Here is a 14,815-nt window from a genome sequence, read left to right as displayed (position 1 = left end):
GGGGATTAGGGATGCGGCCGTGCGATCCCGTATCGCGCCGTCAGATAGGGGATGATCGCCTCGTCCTGCAGGAAGCGCCGACCGGTCGCCGCCGAAGTCAGCGCCTCGGGCCAGTCGAAAGATCCGTCCAGTACCAGGATGGGGCAACCCTGGTGGTCCTCGCCAACCAGTTCGATCACCGGAGGACGGGGCCGCGGGTGATCCAGGTAGCGGATTTCCAGCTGGTCCCGCAGGGCCGGGTGGAAAGCCAGCACGCCCTCCACGACCGCGCCGGCCGGGCAGTACCAGGGCCCGCCCTCGTCATCGGTCCAGCCGGGATTGAGCAGGAACAGGCGATCCGTCATCCGGGCCTCACGGAACCGGCGGCGCCAGGTCGGGCAGCGGCATCCAGCCGATGTAGACCAGCACCATCACCAGCAGCCAGACCAGGGCCGCGACCCAGGTGGTGGTGATGAATTTGCGTTTGAGATCGGGCTTGTCCGGTGCGCCCCACTGGCCGCCGTCGGTCGGCGGCTCGTGATGCTCCCTCGACGAGCCGAGGGGCAGGACGGTGAACAGCACGACCCACCAGCAGACGATGTAGATGGCGATGATCGTGAACGGTCCGATGGGCATCAGTGGCCTCCGTCTTTCGGCGTTTCCATCAGTTCGACCAGCACCCCGCCCATGTCCTTCGGATGGACGAAGATGATGGGGGTGCCGTGGGCGCCGATGCGCGGTTCGCCCGTGCCGAGGATGGTCGCCCCCTTCTCCCGCAGGGCGTCGCGCGCGGCCAGGATGTCCTCGACCTCGAAACAGACGTGGTGCTGGCCGCCCTTGGGGTTCTTCGCCAGAAAGCCATGGATCGGGCTGTCGTCGCCCAGCGGCTCGATCAGTTCGATCTGGCTGTTAGGCAGGTCGATGAAGCAGACCCGCACCCCCTGCGCCGGCAGGTCGAAGGGGTCGTGCGCCTTCGTGGCCCCGAGAATGTCGCGATACGTCGCAACGCTGGCCTCGATCGAGGGGGTGGCGACGCCGACGTGGTTCAGTCTTCCGATCATGCCGCTGGTCTAGCCGGTGTCGGGCGCGCGGAGAAGGCGTCGTGATTGTCGCGTCACGACGCCCTCATCCCTCACTGGAACGGAAACGGATCCGTCGGCGTCGGCCGGGTCGGGGTCGGCATGCGCGGCAGGGGCTCATCGCTGTTGGCGGCGTTCAGCAGGAAGCTGGCCAGGATGATCGCGGCCTGACGCAGATCCTCGGCCCGCAGGTGATCGTAGCTGTCGATCGAGGTGTGGTGCAGGCGCGCGCTGTAGTCGAGCGGGTCCTGGATGAACTGGAAGCCGGGAACGCCGACGGTCTGCAGATAGACGTGGTCGGTCCCGCCGGCGGTGCGCATGGACACCGTCGTCGCGCCCATGGCGTTGAACGGCTCCAGCCAGTCCTGGAAGATCGGAGCGGCGGCGACATTGCCCTCGGCGTTGATGCCGCGGATCTTGCCCGAGCCGTTGTCCAGGTTGAAGTAGGCGACCAGATCGCCGTAGCCCTCGCGCGGCTGGATCGGCCAGCGCCGGCCCCAGGTGCGGCCGTTCGGCAGGGCGTCCAGCGCGGGGTCGCCCAGCGGCGCGCGGGTCGCCAGATACCGGTCGACATAGGCCAGCGAGCCCCAAAGGCCCTGCTCCTCGCCATTCCACAGGGCGAAGCGGATCGTGCGTTTGGGCCGCACGCCCAGCGCCTTCAGGATGCGCGCGGCCTCCATGACCACGGCCGTGCCGGCGGCGTTGTCCACCGCGCCGTCCGAGGCGACCCAGCTGTCGAGGTGGGCGCCGGCCATCACATATTCGCCCGACCGGCTCGTGCCCGGGATGTCCGCGAGGATGTTGTTGGCGTTGATGTCCTCCTCATGGAAGCGGACGTCGCTCATCAGCTCGAGGGTCGGCTTCGCGTCCTCCGTCTGCGCCAGTCGGGCCAGACGGCGATAGTCCTCGGCCGCCAGCTCCATGCCGGGCGTGAGCCGCCGATCATCCATGCGGTAGCCGGAGCCGGTGCCGTGCAGCAGGCCGCCGTCGCGCTGGGACATCCGGACCCAGGCCAGCGCGCCCTCCTCCTGCAGGAAGGCGTCCAGCTGACGGGCGAAGTCGGGCCCCGTCAGGCTGGCGGTCGAGGGCGCCGCAATGTTCGGCATATTGTAGGTGTTGGCGTTGCGCAGATCCTCGTCGGTGAGGCGCCGGAAGGCGGGCTGCGTCGGGTCTGTGACCGCGGTCGGACGCGAGACCAGGACGATCTTGCCCGCCAGTTGACCGCGCCATTTGGCGAAGTCGCCGGCGTTGGCCATCGGGGCGACGATCACCTCGCCGCTGATCACGCCGGGCGTGGACGGGGTCCAGGCGATCGGCATGGCCCGAAGGTCGAGGGGGCGAGGCGCGGTCATGCGCGCGCTGGACCGGACGATCGACCAGCCACGACCGAACTCGAACGGGTCGGCGCGAACGTTGGACAGGCCCCAGTCGCGGAACTGCTGGGCCGTCCAGGCCTCGGCCTGGCGCATCTGCGGGGAATTGGTCATCCGCCCGCCGATCCGGTCGGTCAGATGTGCGGCGGTCTGCATGACCTCGCTGTGATTCAGCCCCTGGTCGATGATGCGGTTGATCGCGGCGCGGTCCACCTCCTGGGCGAATACCGGGCTGGTGGCGAGAATGGCGATGGCCGAAACGGCGACGAGCAGGCGCTTCATGAACAGTCCCCCGTGAATCAATCGGCCCGCATTTGACCCAAGAGCGCCGCTCGCGCAAAGCGAAACGAAAAAGGGGCCGGCGATTGCGCGCCGGCCCCTTCGTTCGTCTGATGGCGTCGGAGGCCTACTGGCCGCCCGTCATCTGGGCGACTTCGGTGGCGAAGTCCGGGCCCTCGACCTTCTCCACGCCTTCGCCGAGCGCGAGGCGGACGAAGCCGGCGAGGTGCAGACCCGGATGGCCCAGTTCCTTGCCCGCGTCGGCGACCAGCTGTTCGATGGTCACGTCGGGGTTCATGACGAACGGCTGCTTGATCAGCACCACGTCCTTCTGGAACTTGTTGATCTGGCCTTCCACGATCTTGGCGATCATGGCTTCAGGCTTGCCTTCTTCCTTGGCCTTCTCGGTCAGGACCTGACGTTCCTTCTCGATGGCGGCCGGGTCCAGATCGTCCGTGTTCAGCGACAGCGGAGCCGTGGCCGCCACGTGCATGGCGATCTTGCGGCCCAGTTCGCGGAGGGCGGTCTTGTCGCCGCCGCCGTGCAGGGCGACCAGCACGCCGATGCGGCCGACGCCCGGCGACACCGCGTTGTGGACGTAGGAGGCGACCACGCCCTCGTCGACCGACAGGCGGGCGGCGCGGCGCAGTTGCATGTTCTCGCCGATGGTGGCGATCATGCTGGTGACCTCGTCCTGGACCGTCTTGCCGGCTTCCAGTTCGGCTCCGTGCAGGGCCTCGACCGAAGCGTGCTCGAGACCCAGCTGGGCGAACCGCTTGGCGGCGTTCTGGAACAGCTCGTTGCGCGAGACGAAATCGGTCTCGGCGTTGAACTCGATGGCGGCGCCGACTTCACCGGCTCCGACTTCCTTCGAGGCCACGGCGACCAGGCCCTCGGCGGCGACGCGGTCGGCCTTCTTCGCGGCCTTGGACAGGCCCTTGGCGCGCAGCCAGTCGATCGCGGCGTTGATGTCGCCGTCGGTTTCCTGGAGCGCCTTCTTGCAGTCCATCATGCCGACGCCGGACTTGGCGCGCAGTTCCATCACGAGGGCGGCTGTGATCTCGGCCATGGGATATCTCCTTGGTATGCGTATGCGGGAACGGCCGGACCCGTTTTCAGGTCCGGCCGCATATCAGGTTCACCGTCGGTGGAAGGCGGGTGGTTAGACCGCGGCCTTCTCGGTTTCGACGGCGTCGTTGGCTTCCGAGGTCGCGGCCTGGGCGGCTTCGTCGGCGACGGCCGGTTCGGCCGGCGCGTCTTCAGCAGCCGGTTCAGCGGCGGCGATCATTTCCTCGGCGACAGCTTCAGCCTCGGCCGGGGCGACTTCGGCTTCAACAGCCTTGGCCGCCTTCGGAGCCTTGGCTGCGCGCAGCATGGGCTCGTCCGGGTTGACCGCGGCGCCCAGATCGACGCCTTGCGACGCCTGGCCGGCGGCCAGACCGTCGAGGACGGCGTCGGCGATCAGGTCGCAATAGGTCTGGATGGCGCGGGCCGCGTCATCGTTGCCGGGGATCGGATAGGTGATGCCGTCCGGATCGGAGTTGGTGTCGAGGATGGCGATGATCGGGATGTTCAGCTTGCGGGCTTCGAGGATCGCGATCGCTTCCTTGTTGGTGTCGATCACGAAGATGATGTCCGGGATCGAGCCCATGTCCTTGATGCCGCCCAGCGACAGCTCGAGCTTGTCCTTCTCGCGCTGCAGGTTCAGCAGCTCCTTCTTGACCCGGCCGTCGCCGCCCGACTCCAGAAGGCCTTCCAGCTCGCGCAGGCGGGCGATCGAGCCCGACACGGTGCGCCAGTTGGTCAGGGTGCCGCCGAGCCAGCGGTTGTTCATGTAATACTGGGCGCAGCGCTTGGCTGCCTCGGCCACCGGATCCGACGCCTGACGCTTGGTGCCGACGAACAGCACGCGACCGCCCTTGGCGGCGACGTCGCGCACGGCGACCAGCGCCTGGTGCAGCAGCGGGATCGACTGCGACAGGTCGATGATGTGGATGTTCGAGCGCGATCCGAAGATGTAGCGCTCCATCTTCGGGTTCCACCGGTGCGTCTGGTGACCGAAGTGCGCGCCGGCTTCGAGCAGCGAACGCATGGAGAATTCTGGCAGAGCCATGAGGTTAGTCCTTTATCCGATTGATCCGCCGCAGACGGGTAAAGGCCTTTTGGCCCTCGGAACGGAGCAAACGGGATTTCTCCCCGTCAGCGCCACGCCTGCGTGTGAAGTGGGCGGGCATGTAGGCGGGTTGGGGACAAAAGGCAAGCGCCATCCACGCCTGGGCGGCGGCTCGCTAGACGAGCGGCACCGCGAGGGTGGCCTTGTGGCGCTTCTTGACGAAACTGGTCTCGAACCGGCGCACGACCGGCTGTTCGAGAACGGACAGGGTGAAGGCGTTGAAGACCTCCATGTCGGCGGCCACGACCAGAAGGACGATATCGAAGGCCCCGGCGATATCGAGACAGAGCTGGACCTGGGGATGGGCTATCAGACGCTGACGCAGGCGGTTGCTCTCGTGCGGGACGTGGCTCTCCAGCTGGACATGGATCACCGCCGACAAGGGATGCCCCGCCGCCGCATCGGACAGAACCGCCGTCTCGGCGGCAATGGCGCCCTCGGCCCTCAGACGCCGGACGCGACGGGCCACCGCCGAGGACGACCGGCCGACCTGCTCGGCCAGGCGATCCGCCGTCTGCATATTGTCCTGCTGCAGGCAGGCGAGCAGGGCCCGGTCCAGCTGATTCAATTTGCACATCTCCCGCAGCCGGCCGCCAAGTTTTGCCAGTTTCTGGCAAGCCGGGGCCCACGAATGCCCGAATTCCTCATCCCATCCAAGCGATAACAGGGGATCAAACCAACAGGTTCTTTTCGTATGCATTTCGCCGTTCTCCTGGCCACCGTCGCGCTCGCCGCGACCGCTCTGCCCGCCCATGCCGGGGCCCAGCCTTCCACTGCTACGGCGGCCGCCCAGGCCGTCGACCCGGCGACCGTCGTGGCCGAAGTCCGCCGGGTGATCGGTGAGCGCTATGTCCTGCCCGAGCGTCGTCCGGCGCTGGACGCCGTGCTGGCGGAGGGCCTGGCCTCGGGCCGCTACGCCGTCGCGGACGGCGCGGCCCTCGCGGAACAGATCAATGCCGATCTCGAACGGGTCGGCCAGGACCGGCATCTGAGTTTCCGCTTCGATCCGCGCACGGTCGCCGTGATCGCGGGTGGAACCGGAGACGCGCCGGGCGACCTCGTCGCCTACGAACGGCTGGTCCGTCAGGCCAACCACGGAATCACCGAGCTGCGCGTCTTGCCCGGCAATGTCCGGCTGATGACCTACGACGGCTTCCACTGGATCGGGGCCGAGAGCGCCGCCGCCCTCGACGGGGCCATGCGCTTTCTCGCGGGTGGCGACGCCGTGATCATCGATCTGCGCGGCAACGGCGGCGGCAGCCCCGAGGCGGTGCAACATATCATCAGCCGGTTCCTGGCCGTCGATACGCCGCTGGTGACCTTCTATATGAACGGCTCTGCGGAAGCCGACGGCCTGTCGACCCTGGCGGCGCCGCCCGAACAGCGCATGATCGGCAAGCCCCTGTACGTCTTGACCAGCGAGGCGACCGGATCGGCCGCCGAGGAATTCACCGGCCACGTCGCGGGCTATCAACTCGGCCAGATTGTGGGCGCCAATACCGCCGGGGCGGGCTTCCGCAATGACATTGTCGCCGTCGGCGATCAGTTTGTCCTCAGCGTCTCGGTCGGGCGCGCGGTGCTGGCCTCCACCGGCAAGGACTGGGAAGGAGTCGGTCATGCGCCGACGATCGAGGCGGGGGTCCCTGTCGCCCTCGACACAGCCCACGCCGCGGCGCTGCGCACCCTGATCGGTGCTGCCCCGGCCGAGGAACGCCCCGCGCTGGAGGCCGTGGCCGAGGCCATGGAGTCACGCGCACTGGGGCGCACCGCTGATCTCGCCCTGGCGGCCTATGCCGGCGTCTATGGCGAGCGCACCCTCACCACGGACGGCGTGCGACTGTTCACCCGGCGGGGTGAGCGGCCAGCGATCGCGTTGATCCCCCTCGGCGGCCATCGCTTTGCCGTCGAAACCGCCCTGGGCATGCGGATGGTGTTCGAGACATCCGGCTCGACGGTGCAGGCGATGACGGTCGACTTCGCTGGCGGGCCCGCACAGCCGCGGATCGAGCGAACGGCCGACGCCCGCTGATCCTCACGTCCCGCGCGGCTTGGCCCGGCTGGTCGCTTCGGCCTTCGTAGGATCCTCGGGCCAAGGGTGCCGGGGATAGCGGCCCCGCATCTCGCTGCGCACCGCCGCCCAGCTGCCGGCCCAGAAGCCGGGCAGGTCCTTGGTCACCTGCACCGGCCGCCGCGCCGGCGACAGCAGGGCGAGGGTCAGCGGAACCCGTCCGCCGCCGACCGTCGGATGGGTCGTCGTTCCGAACAGCTCCTGCACCCGGATATCCACCCGCGGCCCGCCCTCGGCCGCATAGTCGATCGCCGCGGATCCCAGCGGCGTCGCCAGCCGCGCCGGGGCGAGTTCGTCCAGCGCCCGCTGCCGGTCCCACGGGATCAGCGCCCGCACGCCTGCTTCCAGCGCACCGTCGTCGATCTTGTCCAGCGCCTGCACCGCCTCCAGCAGCGGCCACAGCCAGGTCTCCCGGGCCGTCGCCAGGCCCGCGTCCGACACGTCCGGCCAGCCGGTCTCCAGCGCGGCCACGAAGGCCAGCCGGGCCCGCAACCCCGCCGCCCGCTCGCCCCAGCGCAGGGCCGCCAGTCCGTCCCGCTCGACCTCGGCCCGCAACGCCGCCGTGATCGCCGCCCGGTCCGGCGTCCCGAAGATCTTCTCATCGACCACGATCGCCCCGATGCGGCGGATGCGGCGCAGCGTCATCCGCCCCGACGGCTCGCGGCCCAGACGGTCCTCGATCTCGATCCGCCCCTCCAGCGTCGCCGGATCGACCGGAGCCGCCAGCCGGATGCGGTCGCGCGCATCGCCGCCGCCCAGTTCCGCCACCGCCAGCCAGGGCTCGCGCGCAAGGGCATCCGTCGGATCAAGGAAGGCCCCCCGCCCCGAAGCCAGCAACACCTCGCCCGGCTTGCCGCGCGCCTTCGCCACCCGTTCCGGGAAGGCCTCGGCCAGCAGCACGCCCACGTCAGCCTCGCCCCCCTGCCCGGCCCCGGCCGCCCGCGCCCAACGGTCCGCCAGCTTGAGGGCGTCCCGGCCCCCCGGGGACCGGTCGCGCTCCAGGCCGCGCAGCCGGTCTCTGAGATCGACGTCGTTGCCGCCCAGTCCCGGCTCGCTCAACACCGCCGCGATCCGGGCGCCCAGCGCGGCGTCTCCCGCATCGCTGGCCAGGGCGACCATATGCGCCAGCCGCGGCGGCAACGGGATGCGCGTCATTCGCCGCCCGTGCGTGGTCAGGGCGCCGGTCTCGTCGAGCGCGCCCAGCCGCGTCAGCACCTTGCGCGCCTCTGCGAAGGCGCCCGCCGGCGGCTGGTCCAGCAGGGCCAGGGTCTCTGTGGAGCGCGCGCCCCAACGCGCCAGATCGAGCGCGAAGCCGGTCAGGTCGGCCTCGAGGATCTCGGGCCGTTGATGCGGAACCAGCCCGCGGGTGGCCGCCTCGTCCCACAGCCGGTAGCAGACGCCCGGCTCCGTCCGCCCGGCCCGGCCGCGCCTCTGTTCGGCGGAGGACCGGCTGACCCGCACCGTCGCCAGCCGCGTCAGGCCGCTGGACGGCTCGAACCGCGGCACGCGCGACAGGCCGCCGTCGATGACCACCCGCACCCCCTCGATGGTCAGACTGGTCTCGGCCACCGACGTCGCCAGCACGACCTTGCGCCGCCCCTGCGCCGCCGGCTGGATGGCGCGGTCCTGGGTCTCCCGGTCCAGCGCGCCGTAAAGGGGAACGACATCCACCGCCGGATCGCGCAGCCGCCCGGCCAGCCGCTGCGCGGTGCGGTGGATTTCGCCCTGCCCCGGCAGGAAGACCAGCAGTGAGCCGGGCTCCTCACCCAGCGCCTGGATGACCGCGCGCGCGGCGGCGTCCTCGATCCGCTCGACCGGATTGCGACCGGAATAGCGGGTCTCGACCGGGAACATCCGGCCCTCGGCCTCGATCACCGGCGCCCAATCCCCCGCTTCATTGGCCAGCAGTCTGGACACCCCGGCGATGTCCAGGGTCGCCGACATCACCAGCAGCCGCAGGTCCTCACGCAGCAGCCCCTGGGTCTCCCGCGCCAGCGCCAGTCCCAGATCGGCGTCCAGCGACCGTTCGTGGAATTCGTCGAACAGCACGGCCCCGACGCCCTCCAGGCCCGGGTCGTCGAGAATCATCCGCGCGAACACCCCTTCGGTGATCACCTCGATCCGCGTGCCCGGCCCGATCCGGCTCTGCAGCCGGGTGCGATAGCCCACCGTCCCGCCGGTCGCCTCGCCCAGGGTCGCCGCCATCCGTTCGGCCGCCGCCCGCGCCGCCAGCCGCCGCGGCTCCAGCACCAGCAGCTTGCCGCCGGCCAGCCAGGGCGCGTCGAGCAATGCCAGCGGAACGACCGTGGTCTTGCCGGCTCCCGGCGGTGCGGCCAGCACGGCCGCGTTTCCCCCGACCAGGGCGGCCTTCAACGGCTCGAGAACGGCATGGATCGGCAACATCGCCTGCGGTCTAGCGGCAACGCCCCCCTTCACGAAAGCGTCGTCCGCGCTTCACCATTCGGAAACCGCGTTGCCAGCGGCCCCCTCCGCCGCTAGCGTCCGCGCCATTGAAGGCGGTCCGGGGAGGACTCGCCGTGTATCAGGGGGCGAGACTCTATGTCCGCAGAAGGCCTTAGGCCCAAGGGGAACCGCCTGTTCCTCAAGAAATCCGTAGCCCAGATCCAGAAGGAAGCCGCCAAGAGCGAGCTGAAGCGGTCTCTGGGTCCCATCAACCTGATGAGCCTCGGCATCGGCGCCATCATCGGCGCCGGCATCTTCGTTCTGACCGGCCAGGTCGCCGCCGCCCACGCGGGCCCGGCCATCATGCTGTCGTTCGTGGTCGCGGGCATCGCCTGCGGTCTCGCCGGCCTCTGCTACGCCGAACTGGCCTCGACCATGCCGGTGTCCGGCTCGGCCTACACCTATGCCTACGGCACCCTGGGCGAGGTCTTCGCCTGGATCATGGGCTGGCTGCTGGTGCTTGAATACGGCGTCGCCGCCTCGACCGTCGCGGTCGGCTGGTCCGGCTATGTCGTCTCCATCCTGCGCGACTTCGGGGTGGCCGACGGCCTGTTCCCGATGATCCAGTACGCCGGCGGCGAAGGGCCCTCCTGGGCCACGCCGCTGATCCAGGCCGTGACCTCCGACACGGGCGTCGCCAGCTTCCCGATGACCGGCACCTTCAACCTGGTCGCCGCCATCGGCATCGCCGCGGTGTGCAGCCTGCTGGTCCTCGGCGTCAGCGAGTCGGCCTCGATCAACAACATCATCGTGATGATCAAGATCGTGGTGCTGCTGACCTTCATCGCGGTCGGGATCCAGTACATCAATCCTGAGAACTGGGTGCCCTTCATCCCCGAGAACACGACCGGCAAGTTCGGCGAGTACGGGGCCACCGGCATCCTGCGGGGTGCCTCGATCATCTTCTTCGCCTACGTCGGCTTCGAGGCGGTCTCGACCGCCGCGGCCGAGGCCAAGAACCCCTCCAAGGATGTCCCCGTCGGCATTCTGGGCGCCCTGATCGTCTGCACCCTCATCTATATGGCCGTCGCCGCCGTCATGACCGGCGTGGTGCCCTACCTCGAGCTGGCCAGCCCGGCCCCGGTGGCCGTCGCCATCGACCGCATGGGTCTGGAATGGGCCGACACGGCGTTCATCACGCCCGATGGCAGCCCGCTGAACCTGATCAGCTTCCTGATCAAGATCGGCGCCATCACCGGCCTGTCCTCGGTCATGCTGGTGCTGTGCTACGGCCAGACGCGGATCTTCTACACCATGGCGCGTGACGGCCTTCTCCCGAAAGCCTTCGCCGTCATCCATCCGAAGTTCCGCACCCCGTGGATCGGCACCATCCTGCTGGGCATCCTGATCGCCGTCGCGGCGTCCTTCCTGCCCATCTCGATCCTCGGCGACCTGGTGTCGCTGGGTACGGCCGTGGCCTTCTCGATCGTCTGCCTGAGCGTGATCTTCCTGCGCATCAAGCACCCCGAGATGGAGCGTCCGTTCAAGGTGCCCGGCGGCATCGCCACGGCCGTCGCGGGCATCCTCGCCTGTCTGTCTCTGGCGGCCTTCAACTTCTGGCCGATGATCCAGCACGCGATGGACGGCAATCCGCTGCCGCTCACCATCCTCGGCGCCTATGCCGCGGTCGGCGCGGTGATCTACATCATCTACGGCTTCTGGCACTCCAAGCTCGCCAAGGGCATCGACATCACCGAAGAGACCACGATGTCGTCGCCCGCCGAGGCCATGGGTTCCGGCGTGGACAACCAGAAGGACTGATCTCCGGATCGGACCTCACGTCAGACCAACCAAGAGGAAAGGCCCGGGAGCGATCCCGGGCCTTTTTTCGTTTTCGATCTCCTCCGGCGCGCGCGTTCGCCAATCACCGATACGCCATTGACTCCCGTCCTGGTTGATATTCTATTCCCGCAATCATCGTGGGGGCGAAAATGAACAACTCAGGCAGGATTCTCGTGGCGCTGCTGGCGTCCACGGCGTTGGCGGGATGCGGGACGTTGCAGAGAGCCGCCAGCGCCCTCAACGAAAAGCCGGTGGATCCCCCGCCGTCCCCCGCCCTTCAGCTCGCCGCGGCCAGTCGCGCCAATCTCAACGGCCTGGGAAACGCCCTCGCCCATCGCGACGTCCCCAACTGCGACGGCTTTGTGGACCACAACGGAAATCCCAGGACCGTCGGCCAGACTGAAACCTGTTCCCGCAGCTCGGACCGGAACCTCAACGAACGCGACATCGACATCTATCTGGACCGAAGCATCTTCATCATCGACGCCTATTGCGACGCCTATCTGGCGTCGCTCGCACAGCTGGGCGACACCAACCGATGGACCCGGTCCCAGTTCAATACCGTCGCCGACTATGTCGGCGTGCTGATGGCCCTCGCCGGCGAGCCGACCGAGAGCCTGGGTTACCTCAACGCCGCCGCAGGCTTCTTCAACGCCTCCGCCGACAGTCTCGAGACCTTTGTGACGATCAGCCCGACCCCCGGGAAGATCGGACCCCTGGTTGCCAACGCAAAGGCCCAGAAGTTGACGGCCGTCTCGGGATTGGCTCAGGGCGACCCCACCCTGCGCTGGTCGAGGACTTCACGCTGGATCCAGGATTACGCCGCCCAGTGCACACCACGCGGCATCCGGCTGCTGATTGACGACGCCATCGACAGCAGCGCGCCCAGCGGCACGCCCGCACAACAGGCGGACGCCGCACGACAGTATGGCGCGGTGCTCGGCTCGGCGCTCAGCGGCATTCCCGGCGTCAATGTGGCCGCGCTGGACCGTTCCGCGCTCGACAACCCGGCCGTTCTGGGCGCGTTGGCCTGGCGGATCAGCGATTCAGAAAACATGACCCAGGCGCAGCAGGACCACGTCGCAGGCCTGCTGGGCAGCAACCTCGACCAGACGATCGACGCCGTCATGGCCGATCCGGCCAAGCGTCAGGTTTTGACCAACGTCGTCGCAGGCCCCGGCCGTCCCGCTTTCGACCAACTGATCCGCAACGCGAAGGCAGCCGAGGCGGCGCAGAGCAGCGCGGCATTGGCCCGGGCCGCTGAAATCCGGGTCGAGATCGAAAAGAAGCGCGCGGACGAGGCGGAGGCCCTCGCGGCTGAGCGGCAAGAGCGGATTGATGAGCTGCGAGCCCTCGTTCCGCCGCAGCCAGTCCGGGACGGCCTGAACCAGGAATGACCGGCGCAACCGTTGCACCACCCCACGGTCTCGCCTAGACCACGCCGACCTGAGCGGATGTGGCGGAACTGGTAGACGCACCAGATTTAGGTTCTGGCGCCGCGAGGCGTGGAGGTTCGAGTCCTCTCATCCGCACCATCCTGTTTCGCCCTTCGGGCTTCGCCGGACAGGTCCCGCCAAAAGTAGCCGGGCGACGCAGGGCCGCCCCCACATCTCGATCGTACCCTGGCGCTAAAGACCGCCGGCGCAGAAGTTCTTGCTTTGTTCTCACTTCCCGCTACAGTCCGGAAATGGCTGAGGCGGCGAAAGGACGGGGCGCGCGATCGAATGCGAGCGGCCGGTTCGAGCCGGAAACCGTGCAGGCCTTCGATGACGGCTGGACCGGCGACGATGTCGAGGCCGCGCCCCTGCGCACGACCCTGACGCCCGAGCACGCCCGGACGATCATCGCCAGGAACACCAGTCCGGACATCGGTTTCGACCGGTCCATCAACCCCTACAAGGGCTGCGAACATGGCTGCATCTACTGCTACGCCCGTCCGTCCCATGCCTTCATGGGCCTATCCCCGGGCCTGGATTTCGAGAGCCGCCTCTTCTTCAAGCCCGAGGCCGCGCGTCTGCTGGAGCGGGAGCTCTGCAAGCCGGGATACGTCTGCAAACGCATCCACATAGGCGGCAACACCGACCCCTATCAGCCGGTCGAACGCGAGCTGAACTCGACCCGCTCGATCCTTGAGGTGATGCGGCGCTTCAATCACCCCTTCAGCATCATCACCAAATCGGTGCTGATCGGCCGCGACGCCGACATTCTCGGACCGATGGGCCAGGCCGGCCTCGCCTCGGCCTGCGTTTCCATCACCACCCTCGACCGTGGTCTGGCCCGCGCGATGGAGCCGCGCGCCTCGACGCCGGCGAAGCGGCTGGAGGCCATCTCGCGACTGGCCGAGGCGGGCTGCCCGGTCACGGTCGGCTTCGCGCCGGTGATCCCCGGCCTCAACGATCACGAGCTGGAATCCGTGCTCGAGGCCGCGTCAAAGGCCGGCGCGACCTCGGCCATGTATGTGACCCTGCGTCTGCCGCTCGAGATCAAGGATCTGTTTCGAGAGTGGCTGGCCGACGCCCGGCCCGACCGCGCCGCCCGCGTCATGTCCCTGATCCGCCAGACCCGCGGCGGCCGCGACTACGACCCCGACTGGAGCCACCGGATGAAGGGTTCCGGACCGGTGGCCGAGCTGATCGCCACGCGGTTCAGGGGCGCGGTGAAGCGCTACGGCCTCGACGCGCCGCGAAAGCCGCTGGATGAGACGCAGTTCCGGGTTCCGGCGGATATGAAGAAGCAGGGCGACCTCTTTGACTTCCCTTCCCCCATTTCGGGGGAAGGTGGGCCGCGAAGCGGGTCGGATGGGGGCTTGCCGGATGCAGCCTGAACGGACGATCAAGCGGGCTCGTCGCTTGCGCAGGACACCGGCCCGAGCGGAAGAGTTCTTCTGGTCGCTGGTTCGCGACAGGGCGCTCGATGGCCTTCGCTTTCGGCGTCAGGTCCCGATCGGGTTCTATGTGGCGGATTTCGCCTGTCTGTCGGCCCGGTTGGTCATAGAGGCCGATGGCGGCGTCCATGCGTTGCGGACGTTCGACGACGCCAAACGCGATGGGTGGCTGACCTCACAAGGCTTTCGGGTTCTGCGCTTTTCGAACTCGGAGATCCTCGCCCGACCGAACCACGTGCTGGCTGCGATCCGTCACGCCGCCAAAGAGCCCCCATCCGAGCGGCTTCGCCGCCCACCTTCCCCCGAAATGGGGGAAGGAAGACGAATCTAGTCTTCCCCCGCCGCCGGATCGATCGCGTTCGTGACCATCTCGCGCCAGGCCGGATCGCTCGCGTCGACCAGATCGACATCCTCCAGCAGGGCCACCGCCCCGCCTCCGTCGGGCAGGATCAGACCGAGGACCTCCATCTCCTCGCCGTCCGGCCCCAGATGGGTTTCGGCCTGCACCGCGACGGCCGCCTGCCCCGCTCCGTCCTCGTCCCACCAGATCACCGGCTGCGGCAGGTCCATGGCGATGGGGCGCGGATCGTCCGTGTCGCCGAGGGCGAACACCGCCCGGCGCGCCTGAACGTCGTCCAGGGTCGCCACCGCGCCGGTGAACGGCGTCAGCCGGGTCCAGTCCTCGGCGTCGAAACCGCCGCCGTCCTCTTCGTGCGCGTCATCGTCCGTGGTCAT

The 14,815-nt window shown here is 68.5% G+C and carries 14 protein-coding genes and 1 tRNA gene; 6 read left to right on the top strand and 9 right to left on the bottom strand.

The window, feature by feature from the left end:
- Positions 1-5 precede the first annotated feature (5 nt).
- The 7 genes from B2742_RS06190 to B2742_RS06160 all read right to left on the bottom strand — a co-directional run bounded on the left by B2742_RS06190 (position 6) and on the right by B2742_RS06160 (position 5,460).
- The gene (locus B2742_RS06190) at positions 6-344 is read right to left on the bottom strand and encodes a DUF3088 family protein (protein WP_292064120.1); all 339 of its coding nucleotides are present in this window, start codon (positions 342-344) and stop codon (positions 6-8) included.
- Between the two features lie 7 nt (positions 345-351).
- The gene (locus B2742_RS06185; RefSeq protein ID WP_292064117.1) at positions 352-615 is read right to left on the bottom strand and encodes a DUF1467 family protein; all 264 of its coding nucleotides are present in this window, start codon (positions 613-615) and stop codon (positions 352-354) included.
- Positions 615-1,040: a methylmalonyl-CoA epimerase gene (gene mce / locus B2742_RS06180; RefSeq protein WP_292064116.1), complete on the bottom strand. Its 426-nt coding sequence runs from the start codon at positions 1,038-1,040 to the stop codon at positions 615-617. Before mce ends, B2742_RS06185 begins: the two co-directional genes overlap by 1 nt.
- A gap of 71 nt (positions 1,041-1,111) precedes the next feature.
- Positions 1,112-2,713, bottom strand: coding sequence for a M20/M25/M40 family metallo-hydrolase (locus B2742_RS06175; RefSeq protein ID WP_292064114.1), 1,602 nt, complete (start codon positions 2,711-2,713; stop codon positions 1,112-1,114).
- 124 nt (positions 2,714-2,837) lie between these two features.
- Entirely contained in the window at positions 2,838-3,779 is a 942-nt protein-coding gene (gene tsf / locus B2742_RS06170) for a translation elongation factor Ts (protein ID WP_292064112.1), read from the bottom strand.
- Between the two features lie 93 nt (positions 3,780-3,872).
- Entirely contained in the window at positions 3,873-4,823 is a 951-nt protein-coding gene (rpsB, locus tag B2742_RS06165; RefSeq protein ID WP_292064110.1) for a 30S ribosomal protein S2, read from the bottom strand.
- Positions 4,824-4,998: 175 nt separating this feature from the next.
- Complete coding sequence (locus B2742_RS06160; protein ID WP_292064108.1) at positions 4,999-5,460, bottom strand: Lrp/AsnC family transcriptional regulator; 462 nt, start codon at positions 5,458-5,460, stop codon at positions 4,999-5,001.
- A 117-nt stretch (positions 5,461-5,577) separates the two neighbouring features.
- Between B2742_RS06160 and B2742_RS06155 the strand changes: the two genes are divergently transcribed.
- Entirely contained in the window at positions 5,578-6,912 is a 1,335-nt protein-coding gene (locus tag B2742_RS06155) for a S41 family peptidase (RefSeq protein ID WP_292064107.1), read from the top strand.
- 3 nt (positions 6,913-6,915) lie between these two features.
- Here the strand turns inward: B2742_RS06155 and hrpB are convergent, their stop codons facing one another.
- The gene (gene hrpB, locus B2742_RS06150) at positions 6,916-9,354 is read right to left on the bottom strand and encodes an ATP-dependent helicase HrpB (protein ID WP_292064106.1); all 2,439 of its coding nucleotides are present in this window, start codon (positions 9,352-9,354) and stop codon (positions 6,916-6,918) included.
- A gap of 156 nt (positions 9,355-9,510) precedes the next feature.
- Here hrpB and B2742_RS06145 point away from each other — a divergent pair, with 156 nt between their 5' ends.
- The 5 genes from B2742_RS06145 (at position 9,511) to B2742_RS06125 (ending at position 14,411) form a co-directional block, all read left to right on the top strand.
- On the top strand, positions 9,511-11,175 hold the full coding sequence (locus B2742_RS06145) for an amino acid permease (protein WP_292064105.1): 1,665 nt from the start codon (positions 9,511-9,513) through the stop codon (positions 11,173-11,175).
- Positions 11,176-11,369: 194 nt separating this feature from the next.
- Positions 11,370-12,593: a hypothetical protein gene (locus B2742_RS06140; RefSeq protein WP_292064104.1), complete on the top strand. Its 1,224-nt coding sequence runs from the start codon at positions 11,370-11,372 to the stop codon at positions 12,591-12,593.
- 53 nt (positions 12,594-12,646) lie between these two features.
- Positions 12,647-12,731: transfer RNA gene (locus tag B2742_RS06135), tRNA-Leu, on the top strand.
- Between the two features lie 152 nt (positions 12,732-12,883).
- Positions 12,884-14,020: a PA0069 family radical SAM protein gene (locus B2742_RS06130; RefSeq protein WP_292064103.1), complete on the top strand. Its 1,137-nt coding sequence runs from the start codon at positions 12,884-12,886 to the stop codon at positions 14,018-14,020.
- A complete protein-coding gene (locus tag B2742_RS06125; RefSeq protein WP_292064102.1) occupies positions 14,010-14,411 on the top strand; it encodes an endonuclease domain-containing protein in 402 nt (133 codons plus the stop codon). Before B2742_RS06130 ends, B2742_RS06125 begins: the two co-directional genes overlap by 11 nt.
- On the opposite strand, the gene B2742_RS06120 is transcribed toward B2742_RS06125, so the two are convergent.
- A complete protein-coding gene (locus B2742_RS06120) occupies positions 14,408-14,815 on the bottom strand; it encodes a hypothetical protein (protein ID WP_292064101.1) in 408 nt (135 codons plus the stop codon). The genes B2742_RS06125 and B2742_RS06120 overlap by 4 nt on opposite strands.

It is taken from the genome of Brevundimonas sp. UBA7664, assembly GCF_002483305.1.
GTDB lineage: Bacteria > Pseudomonadota > Alphaproteobacteria > Caulobacterales > Caulobacteraceae > Brevundimonas.
The sequence above is the reverse complement of the archived record's forward strand: the minus strand, read 5'-3'. Positions and strand labels throughout refer to the sequence as shown.